The following is a 10,547-nucleotide window of genomic DNA, read 5'->3' as shown; positions in this document are numbered from 1 at the left end:
GACGAATGTAGGCCAATAAACGGACAGCTGGTAAGCTTGTCCTCTCGAGCCTAAGCGTAGCAGCCAAACTAAAGAGTAGTAGCAGAACTACCCGCCTATATCGGAGCCTAGCACCTACCCATGAGTAAAAAACGTCGCGAGATTCCCGTATTCGATCACCCGATCATAGAAACTCACTGTCACCTGGACTACCTCAAGGAACGGCCCCTGGAGGAAACCCTGGAGCAGACACAGAAGGTGAACATTGAGCGGGTGATTACCATCGCGGTCGCACCAGGCAATCTGGCGCAGGTACGTGAACTCAGCACAAAGGCTCCGTGGCTCTACGGAACACAAGGCATCCACCCGCACGAGGCGGAGAGTTACAGCGACACCGTTGAAGCTGAAATTCGCGCTCACGCCCGGGCCGACAAGATCGTTGCGGTGGGCGAGATCGGGCTGGATTATTACTACGACAACGCAGATCGCGCCATTCAGCGCGAGGTATTCCGGCGCCAGCTTCAGATTGCCTGTGACAGCGACCGCCCGGTGGTTATCCATAGCCGTGATGCAGACGAGGATACCATCGCCATACTCAAGGAGTTCGAGCAGTCCCTTAATCGCCGTGGCGTGATTCACAGCTTCACGTCGGGCCCGGGGCTTGCAAGATATGCACTGGATCAGGGCTGGAATCTCGGCTTTAATGGCATAACTACCTTTAACAAAGCTGAAAACGTGCGGGATATTGTTCGTATGGCGCCCATCAGCCAGATTCTTCTGGAAACCGACGCTCCGTTTCTAACACCCGTGCCTTATCGTGGCCGCGAAAATGCACCTTTCTATTTACCATTTGTAGCGGAAAAAATTGCTGAGGTGAAAGAACTGCCGCTGGAAGACGTGATTGTCCAAACCTACAACAACAGCCTGAAAACGTTTTTCCCCATGCAATGATCAAACGCATCCCCATATCCGCCCTGAAAGTCGGCATGTACATCACCGACCTCAACAACGACTGGATTCCCCATAACACCCAGCGCAGGCGCGGTATTATCAAACGCGAGGAAACCCTCGAAAAGATCCGCAAGATGGGCGTGCAGTTTGTCTATATTGATGCCCAAAAAGGCAAAGACACTCAGGATTCAGAATCGGCTGTAGAAGTAGAAGCGCGTAATGAAGAGGCTCTGCAAAAAGCCGGAGAGCAAAAGCCCGGCGTTGTACCAAGGGTTTCTCTTTGTGAGGAAATGACAACGGCGCTGGGGATTCATTCTGAGGCACAGGAACTGGTTGGCAGCTTCATGAACAGCGCCAAAATTGGCGTCTCCATCGATATAGCGCCAATCCACAAGCTTGCCGCCGAATTGCAGAGCTCGGTAACGCGCAATGCCAATGCGTTGGGCTGCCTGGGCCGCATTCGCGAAAAAGACAACTACCTGCTCGAGCACTCGGTAAACCTGAGTGTTCTGATGTCCCTGTTCGGGCAGTATCGAAAGCTGCCTGCCGACGTTTTGCACCAAACCGTTGTGGGCGCCCTGCTTCACGATCTTGGCAAAATACTGACTCCCGATGAGGTGTTGCACAAGCCCGGGCGCCTGTCATCAGAAGAGTTTGAGGTCATGAAACTTCATGCCCGGCATTCCCGCGATATTCTGTCTGCAACCGAGGGCATAGGCGAACTTACGGTGATCACCGCAGCCCAGCACCACGAGCGCATGGATGGCACCGGTTATCCGGAAGGCCTCAAAGGCGAGGAGATATCTGTTTACGGTCGCATGGTCGCCATTACCGATGTGTACGATGCGATTACCGCCGACCGTGTTTATCACCGGGGCATGACGCCCACCCAGGGCCTCAAAAAGCTTCTGGAATGGAGCGGAAGTCACCTTGACCCGACACTGGTGAAGCAGTTCATCCGTTGTATCGGCTTGTACCCGGTGGGATCACTAATTCTGCTCGACAGCGGGCGACTCGGTGTTGTGATTGAAATCAACGAGGCGGATCAACGATTGCCGGTTGTACGAGTGATGTACCACACGAAATTCCGGATGCCGATTGCCATAACAACCATCGATCTTTCACAAGCGGGTAATCAGGACCGCATTTTGCGCGCCGTCGACCCCGATGAGTATAAAATTGACGTACGAAAGTTCCTTTCCTGAGCCTGTTCAGCCGAGAGACAGAAAAACACCCATAAAAACCGGCGACAGAAAAGACAGCAGAAAGCCTGAAGCAATTGCGACCGGCACACAGCTCAGCCCTCCGTTACTGCGGATCACAGGAAGAGTGAAGTCCATGGAAGTGGCTCCGCCATAACCGATAGCCATGGCAGGTCGGCTGCCAATAACCAGCGGAATGATGGCCAGCGCAATAATCTCACGCAGCACATCGTTGAGAAATGCCACACCGCCCCAAGCAGGACCAAGGGCTTCCCCAATCACAATTCCGGAGAGCGAGTACCAGCCAAATCCGGAGGCCAGGGCGAGTACGTCGTGCCAAGGCAGGCCCAGCACAGGAATCAGCAGCACACCCGCCAGCAAAGAGCTGAGCACAAGCACCACCGCAATGCCTAACCCCTGAGTGTTCATCAGCAGTTTGCGCAGGGAAAGCCCGGCATTACGCAATTGCAGGCCAATCAGAAACAACAGCAGCATCAGAGACCAGGTGGCCAGCTGCTCCGCTTGTGGCAGTTTTGGTAGCAGAAAATAGCCCGATAACACGCCTGCCAGCACTGCAATCAGAGGCTTAAGCGCGGCCATGAACAGACGCACGTAACCAGCGCCTGCCGAGTCAGTATCCCTGGGTTCAGGACTCATTGGCTTCCAACGGTGAAGCAGCCACAGCCCTGTCATATTGGCCACAAACAGAACCACGACAAGAGCAGACATCTGGCCTGCCATGGTTCCAAGCTGGCTCGTCAACCCCTCCATCTGACCCAGGCCGAAGCCCAGCAGTGCCAGAATGAAATACACCAACGCTTCAACGGAATAATGAATAGCCGTCATCAGCCGGCGATTTTTCAGCAACAGTGCAAAGCCCAGAAACAATGGCGTAAGAATCAGCAAGGCCCCGGTCAGCATCAATGCAGCGACGCGTCAGAACGGTCCTGAACCAGCACCCAGGGCGCTATAACCACAGCCCAGAGTTCTGTGTTGCGATCGTACCAGGCGCGGGCCAGCTCGGGTGAAACGTCCCCTACGTCGCCAGCAGTGAGCCATTGCTCAAAGAGCGCACGATTATCTGCCACCAAGTCGCAGGCCACATCCAGCAGGTCCAGGTTGGAGCCCACACGCACCACCTGCCCTCGGGCATAATAGGTTTGCAGCTCGTGCCAGCGTATACGGGAGGTTTCCAGGTTGAGCCTGGCTTTGGTTTCATCGTTATTGCGGGAGGACGACATGACAGCCTTTTCGGATAATGACAGTAAAAACCGGCAAGAGCTTAACCGATTGCACAGGCCTCATTCCAGATGTCCTTTATCTGATCAGCCAGTGTGAGCGGATCAAACGGCTTGGGGATAACACCCGCGGCACCCTGTGCAAGATAACTTTGAACTTCGTCACTCTGCACCTTCGCGGTCATGAACACCGCCGGTGTCGCGGCATAGGCCGGCAAAAGCCGGATAGCTTTCAGGGTCGCCGGGCCATCCATGCCCGGCATCATGACATCCAGAACAATAAGCTGGGGCTTGCACTGGTCAATCTGCTCCAGCGCGTGCTGCCCCGATTCACAGGCCGTCAGTTCAAACCCGCCAATAGCTTCCAGAGCAAGCTCCGCTACTGTGCGGATGTCCGGCTCATCCTCAATCATCAGAATCCGCTTAAGGCGTTTGTCTGGCATCATTCTGGCCCTGCTCATCGTGTTCAATCCCCAGCCTTCGCAACAATGTCCGGCACTCCGGGCTTTCGGCATGCTCTGCCGCCATCAACGCAGCCGCTCGCATAACCAGTTTTGATCGGCTGACGTTGCTTCTGCTCAAAAAGTACACGGCACCAATTAATTCCCTGAGATCCAGCGGCAAACGCCATTGCACCTTGATGCGATTGCCCAGCTTTTCGGCCCAGTAAGTAATGGCAGAATCGATCTGCTCAAATTCCGGCGGCTCACCACTCTCGTCATACTGGTTCTGCAACACTTTCAGGGCCGCCAACTCACCGGCCCTACTCAGCAGCCCTGCGGTGTAGTATAACGTGGGGGTTTCTCCCACCTTTTTTGCCAGCGTGTGCGCTGCCTCAGCAACTCGCAGCGCCCGCTCCTGCTCAAGATGGGCGCGCTCAGCCAGACGCGGACCGGTCAGCTTACCGGCAATATCCAGCGATAATGCAAGCGCCTGATTCAAGGCCATGGCAACGCCAATCGTGCTGATCGCCTCTCTGGGAGTTCTTACCGACGTGCCAGAACGCCGGAATGACGCGCTGTTGGCCACATCCAGCATCTTTGCGCTCAGGGCAGGTTCCTGCTTCCATTGTTGTGCAAGTGTGGCGGCGTCCAGTTCGTCGAGCCTGTTCATGAGGGCCAGGACTTCAGCGGTGTCAATCTGGCCTGGCAACTGAATCGCAGAGTTACAGGCGGCCTCCATTTTCTCATTCAGAGTGCTCCCCCCTTTTTCTCTTCCTTTTACAATCAAAGCCGGCATCAGCTCTGTCAGCCGTTTGTGCAGTGCGTCTACCTGGAAAGGCTTGCTTATATAACCGCTAATGCCCAGGTGAGCTGCTGACAGGATGGATTCACGGTCAGCGCGACCGCTGATTATGAGAACAGGAATGTCAGCACTGGTTCGCCTGATCTCACGAATCAAATCCAGCCCGGAGCCGTCCGGCAAATTCCAGTCGGTAATGACCAAGTCTGCCGGCTGCTGCTGCCAGCTATAGAGCGCAGGCTTCAGCATATCAAAAAGACCGATTTTGGCGCCCGGGCAGGCACTCGCCACGATGGTCCCCAGCAGATCCCCAACCATTTCATCATCTTCGAGAATCAATACATGCATCTCGGCACTCTCGAATCGCAGTAAACTCTCACGGTTGATCTCCTGAAGCCGCAGTAACGCCGTTGCGCCCCGCGCGTTTGCGCTGGTATAGCGCCCGGTCTGCAGCCTCAATAGCCTGCTCACCGGACCCATAAGCAGTTAATACGGCAACACCGGCGCTAAAGGTCACTGAAAACTCCTCGTTGCCTCCGTTAAACACCAGGCGGGCAAAATCCCGACTCAACGCTTCAAGTACCTCAACGGCTTTCTCCAGCGAGCACTCGGGTAACACGATAACGAATTCCTCACCACCATAGCGGCCGATAATGTCCGTCTTGCGCAACCGATGGCGCAGCTGGTTGGACAAGGCCTTGATGACCATGTCGCCTGTCCCGTGGCCGTAGGAGTCGTTGACCCGTTTGAAGTGATCCAGATCCAGCATGGCGACAACAGAATCATGCCCGGTACGGGTACAACGCGCGTATTCCCGGTTCAGCTCTGCTTTAGCGAGAGCGTGCTTCAGCAAGCCGGTAAGGCTGTCGAGCGATACCAGCTTGCCAAGCTGTCTGGCGCGGTAGCATCGAATCCTCGCCGTGCGCAGCAAAAACTCATCGGATACCGGCTTGGTCACAAAATCATCACCGCCACGGGCAAGTACATCCAATTGCAGGTCGCGATCTTCTTCAGACGAAAAGAAGATGATGGGCAGGCTGAGCCACTCGGCCTGAAACCGCAACATCCGGGCCAGAACCGGGCCATCGTAATGCCCCATCTGCACATCCATAAGCAGAATGTCCGGCCGGAACTCGGACAGTTCCGACAGCAGGCGCGATGGGTCATCAAGTGCCCGCACCTGCAAACCGCCACTGGTAAGAACCACCCGGTAGTGTTCCAGCAGCTCTCTGTCATCGTCTACAATCATCACCCGACCGGTGAGCGTTGCCAACCCCTCAGCCAGGAGCTGCTCTATACGGTCTGCAAGGGCGGGAATATCCTGAGGCTCATCAATACAGGCATCGACGCCCAGGCAGGCCAACTGGTAACGGGTCGTAAAGTCGTGGGCCTCGCTGAAGCAAATCACCGGAATGCTGCGAAGCTTGGACAACCAGTGAGCCTCATCATCCCGGAGCAGCGTATCCTTGACCATGACGAGATCAATCTCGTCCATACTATCTGGCCACTGCTTGCCACTACTTAGACTGTGCACCTGGTAACCATACAGTGCCAAGCCCTGCGATATCAGCTCCTTACGCTGTTGATCAGGCTCCAGAATCAACAAGACAGACTGATTTCCGGCCTCTACTGGTCTCGGCTTGTGCCACCCGGTTGATACCGGTTCGGCCACCCCCAACAGGCTGCCAAGACCAGCAATGTCGTTTTCATAGCCGTTAGCCAGCAACTGCTTTAATTGAAGCCGGATACGCTCGCTGTCGACCCCTTCCGTTATCTGATCTGCCAGAGGTTTTATAGCAATCTCGAGTTTTCTCGCCTGCTCGCCAAGCTGGGTAAAACCGAAAGTGCCAGCCGAACCCGCCAGTCTGTGTAAAAGCTGATAGACAAAGATCAGCTCTTCGGTGGCTTCCGGATACCGGGATGCGTTAAAAATACTGGCGACCAAGCCTTCAATTTCACGTATCGTTTTATCGCGAAAGCGATTACGAAGCGTCTCCAGTTTTCTGCGCACCTCGGAAGAAGGGCTTTGAGGCATAAATGCTCTTGCTGATTATCGCGCGCAAACGCTGTGAATTCTGAATCAATTACTGTTCAATCAAAGCAAGTTTTTCGGCAAATAGCCAGACAGGAGCACGTTTTGAGTTATCTATCTCTGGGCACCCGCCTTGCTGTGATCGTACTGTTTGGCAGTCTGGCAACCTTGGGCTCGGTTATCTACGCCGCTTACGATGCATTGCTGGAGGACTTTGCAACGAATCTGTCCGTGCAACAGGCGAACGAAACAGCCTACATCTCCAGCCTGGTCAGCCAGGATCTTGAGCTTCGTACCAGTGTGATGGCTCAGTTTACCGCCATGCTAAGCCACGATGGCCAACTGTTGCCTCAGGCACAACTTACAGATCTCCTGAAAAAACAGCAAAAACTCAAAAAACTGTTTCCCCACAGCCTGACGGTTCTGACTGCAAACGCTACACTGATTGCTGAAAACATTTTTGTTCCTGGCAGAGTCGGCACCTATTATGCCGACCGGCCCCACTGGAAAAAGGCTATTGAAACTCGTCGCCCCGTAATCAGTCGCCCCCTTATAGGCCGAACAACGGGCATACCCCTGATGGTTTTTATTGCGCCAATCGAGGGTGATAACGGAGAGCTCCTGGGGTTCCTCAGCGGCACCCTGAAAATGGATCAGTCGCTTCTGATACCGGAACACGTGCGAAATAATGCCAGTAAAAATGCTATTTTCCTGGTGGTAGACACGGGTAACTTCCTGTTTGTAGAAGGCTCTGGTGAAGGCAACGCTATCGAGAGTCTTCCCGATCCCGGGGATAATTTACTGATTGATGCCGCCTTGTCCGGTATCCGTTTTGGTGAGGTTGAGGCCGCCTCAGGTGAAACACTGATCTATGCAACAAGCCATCTGCAACGCCTTGGGTGGTTGTTTATCCGTGCCGTTCCCAAGTCACTTGCTACGGCTCCCGCACAAGAGGCCTTCAGCCGATTTTTTCTGATCAGTATAGGATTGGCCTTCGGCATATTACTACTGACGTACCTGGCACTCCGCTCGACAACCGCGTCCCTCACACAGATGACCCGTCGCATACGCTCCATGATCCGGAAGCCGGAATCATCAAGCCGCCTCAAAGAACAGGGTGCACCAGAGGTACGTGATTTGGCTAAGGCATTCAATCAATTAATGGATGAACGCGATGCCAACCACCAACTCAAAGACAATTTCGTGTCCAATGTCAGCCATGAGTTGCGAACACCACTGACCTCTATAAATGGCGCTTTGCGGCTGCTTCAATCCGGCACAACCGGCGAACTTCCAGAACGAGCCAAGGAGATGACAGCATTAGCTTTGCGCAACGGCGAACGCCTGCAATTGCTCATCAGCGACATGCTCGATTTCAATAAACTCGCCAGCGGTAGAATGCGCCTGAGCTTTCAGCCTGAACATCTGCAGCAACTGCTCGCCGAAACTGTCAGCGGCAACGAAACAACGGCGCGGGAGTTCGGTGTCAGGCTCGCCGCTCTGGACACACCCGCGATAACTCTGCAGACCGACGGTCACAGGTTGCGGCAAATCCTGGATAATTTCGTCAGCAATGCCATCAAGTTTTCACCGAAACAAGGCCTGGTGACACTTCATGCTGAACAAACCGATCAAAGCCGACTGCGAATCACCGTCAGCGACCAGGGCAAAGGCGTACCTGAAGGATTTCAGAGCCAGCTTTTCGAACGTTTTGCCCAGGCAGAAGCCGGTACGACGCGCGCAACCAATGGCACTGGCCTTGGCCTTGCGATCAGCCGCCAGCTTGCAGGTCTGCTAAACGGGAATGTCGGCTTCTACAATGACGGTGGAGCACATTTTTGGGTTGAGCTGCCCATGGACAGCATCGCTTTGCCGGAGGCCCAGTCATCATGAGTGCACCTGAATTTCCATTCAATGAACGGGCAAGACAAACGGCGCTGGACCAACTGCGAATTCTCGACACGCCCCCTGAAGCACGCTTCGATCGGCTGACGCGAATGGCAGCACGTCTGCTGAATGTGCCGGTCGCCCTTATTTCATTGATAGACCGAGACCGACAATGGTTCAAATCCTGTGTCGGGCTGGATGTCAGCGAAACTCCGAGGAGCATTTCCTTCTGCGGCCACGCCATTCTCGACAGGCAACCGCTGGTGATCGAAGACACATGGGAAGATGAACGTTTTTGCGATAACCCACTGGTGACCGGCGCCCCATATATCCGGTTCTATGCCGGCACACCACTTCACAGCGCAGACGGCCATGCCCTCGGCACTTTATGCGTTATTGACCGTAAACCACACACACTGAGCGAGGAGGATCGGCAGTCTCTGCGGGATCTGGCCGACTGTGCTGAAGAACAGATCAGCGCCCGTGAATTGGCCATTCACTACCGTGAGCAGGAACTGGAACAACAGAATGAATCCCTGGTAATGCTAAAACAGCTTGCTGATCTGGCACCCGGCAGCCTTTATCAGTTCCGCCGTTATCCGGATGGGCGTATGAGCTTTCCTTTCAGCAGTAAGGGGATTGAGCGCACGCTTGGTGTGACCCAAAGGCAGGCCCGGGATGATGCGGCAGCTCTGTTCAAGATGATCCATCCAGATGACCTGCACGCCGTAAAAGCTTCGATTGATGAGTCTGCACGTCAACTGAGCACTTGGTCGATCCAGTTCCGGTTGCGCGGGCAAGAGCGCCGCTGGCGCTGGATTGAAGGCCGCTCAACGCCACAGAAACTTTCTGACGGCAGCATTATCTGGCATGGCTACCTTGAGGATATCGATGACAAAAAAAAGGCACTGCTAGGTTTGCAGGAAAGCGAACTGCAGCTTCGTCGCCTGTTTGAACTTGCGCCCACTGGAATCCTTCTTTCGGACTACCGGACGTCGGCAATCATCGATGTGAACGCAGCCATGCTCAAATCGACCGGTTACAGCAAGGATGAGTTCCTGAAGCTGGACTACCGAAAACTGCTTGATCCCGACCACGTATCACGGCGCACTGAAGCTTTGGATCAGTTAAGGCAGACGGGATATTTCGGCCCCGTCGAGCAAAACGTGATCGATCGTGAGGGGGTTATCTTCCCCGTCATTATTCACAGTATGCTGATACGTGACTTCTCCGGGCGCAAATTACTTTGGGTTCTGATGGAGGACATTTCTGAACGCAAAAAGATCGAACGCATGAAAAGCCAGTTCGTTTCCATCGTCAGCCATGAACTACGCACACCGCTTACTTCCATTACGGGCGCAATTGGTCTGCTGGCCGGCGGCGCCGCCGGGTCACTTCCCGCAAAAGCACAGGATATGATGGCAATCGCCAAACGCAATGCCCAACAATTGGCTACGTTGATCAATGACCTGCTCGACATGGAAAAACTGGTAGAAGGCAAACTGGACATCAATATGGAGCGACAGCCCCTTCAGCCCCTGCTTGAACAGGCGATAGTTACAAACCAGTCTTACGGCGCGCAGCGCAAAATCACCATTAGTCCAGCGCCTGGCATCCTCGAAACCGAAGTCCTCGTAGACGGCCAGCGGCTATTGCAGGCACTGAACAACCTGATATCCAATGCTATAAAGTTCTCCCCAGACAACGGCCGTGTCCACTTGTCCGCCCGCCATGAATTATCAGAAGGGAAACCAACCGTCGTGATTGGCGTGGAAGACAGAGGGCAGGGTGTTCCGGCCGCCTTTCGGGACCAGATCTTCCAGCGTTTTGCCCAAGCAGACAGTTCTGACACCCGCAGCCAGGGTGGAACCGGCCTTGGGCTCGCCATAACGCGAGAACTGACCACGGCGATGGGGGGCGAAGTGGGTTTCGAGTCTTTGCCCGGCCAGGGCGCCACCTTCTGGATACGTCTGCCTGTGTCAGGCGACGATAAGCCATAGAAAAAGGCAGCCTTTA

At 54.6% G+C, this 10,547-nt stretch carries 9 protein-coding genes; 4 read left to right on the top strand and 5 right to left on the bottom strand.

The window, feature by feature from the left end; genetic code table 11:
* Nucleotides 1–120 precede the first annotated feature (120 nt).
* Together ACN0V1_RS09920 and ACN0V1_RS09915 are read left to right on the top strand one after the other, a co-directional pair.
* Complete coding sequence (locus tag ACN0V1_RS09920) at nucleotides 121–930, top strand: TatD family hydrolase (RefSeq protein ID WP_339783175.1); 810 nt, start codon at nucleotides 121–123, stop codon at nucleotides 928–930.
* On the top strand, nucleotides 927–2,135 hold the full coding sequence (locus tag ACN0V1_RS09915; RefSeq protein ID WP_417544837.1) for an HD-GYP domain-containing protein: 1,209 nt from the start codon (nucleotides 927–929) through the stop codon (nucleotides 2,133–2,135). The genes ACN0V1_RS09920 and ACN0V1_RS09915 overlap by 4 nt, the downstream gene beginning before the upstream one ends.
* Before the next feature lie 6 nt (nucleotides 2,136–2,141).
* Here ACN0V1_RS09915 and ACN0V1_RS09910 read toward each other — a convergent pair whose 3' ends face one another.
* The 5 genes from ACN0V1_RS09910 to ACN0V1_RS09890 are packed head-to-tail and all read right to left on the bottom strand — an operon-like array spanning nucleotide 2,142 to nucleotide 6,647.
* Nucleotides 2,142–3,053: a lysine exporter LysO family protein gene (locus ACN0V1_RS09910; protein WP_417544919.1), complete on the bottom strand. Its 912-nt coding sequence runs from the start codon at nucleotides 3,051–3,053 to the stop codon at nucleotides 2,142–2,144.
* Complete coding sequence (locus ACN0V1_RS09905) at nucleotides 3,053–3,373, bottom strand: DUF2288 domain-containing protein (RefSeq protein WP_417544836.1); 321 nt, start codon at nucleotides 3,371–3,373, stop codon at nucleotides 3,053–3,055. The genes ACN0V1_RS09910 and ACN0V1_RS09905 overlap by 1 nt, the downstream gene beginning before the upstream one ends.
* 41 nt (nucleotides 3,374–3,414) lie before the next feature.
* The gene (locus tag ACN0V1_RS09900) at nucleotides 3,415–3,831 is read right to left on the bottom strand and encodes a response regulator (RefSeq protein ID WP_417544835.1); all 417 of its coding nucleotides are present in this window, start codon (nucleotides 3,829–3,831) and stop codon (nucleotides 3,415–3,417) included.
* Complete coding sequence (locus ACN0V1_RS09895) at nucleotides 3,794–4,960, bottom strand: response regulator (protein WP_417544834.1); 1,167 nt, start codon at nucleotides 4,958–4,960, stop codon at nucleotides 3,794–3,796. The genes ACN0V1_RS09900 and ACN0V1_RS09895 overlap by 38 nt, the downstream gene beginning before the upstream one ends.
* 28 nt (nucleotides 4,961–4,988) lie before the next feature.
* Nucleotides 4,989–6,647: a diguanylate cyclase gene (locus tag ACN0V1_RS09890; RefSeq protein WP_417544833.1), complete on the bottom strand. Its 1,659-nt coding sequence runs from the start codon at nucleotides 6,645–6,647 to the stop codon at nucleotides 4,989–4,991.
* A 102-nt stretch (nucleotides 6,648–6,749) separates the two neighbouring features.
* Between ACN0V1_RS09890 and ACN0V1_RS09885 the strand changes: the two genes are divergently transcribed.
* Together ACN0V1_RS09885 and ACN0V1_RS09880 are read left to right on the top strand one after the other, a co-directional pair.
* Nucleotides 6,750–8,537: an ATP-binding protein gene (locus ACN0V1_RS09885; RefSeq protein WP_417544832.1), complete on the top strand. Its 1,788-nt coding sequence runs from the start codon at nucleotides 6,750–6,752 to the stop codon at nucleotides 8,535–8,537.
* Nucleotides 8,534–10,531, top strand: a complete 1,998-nt coding sequence (locus ACN0V1_RS09880; protein WP_417544831.1) for an ATP-binding protein — start codon at nucleotides 8,534–8,536, stop codon at nucleotides 10,529–10,531. Before ACN0V1_RS09885 ends, ACN0V1_RS09880 begins: the two co-directional genes overlap by 4 nt.
* Nucleotides 10,532–10,547 lie beyond the last annotated feature (16 nt).

Origin of the sequence: Marinobacter sp. (genome assembly GCF_048266785.1) — a bacterium.
GTDB lineage: Bacteria > Pseudomonadota > Gammaproteobacteria > Pseudomonadales > Oleiphilaceae > Marinobacter.
This window is presented reverse-complemented; position numbering and strand designations above follow the sequence as displayed.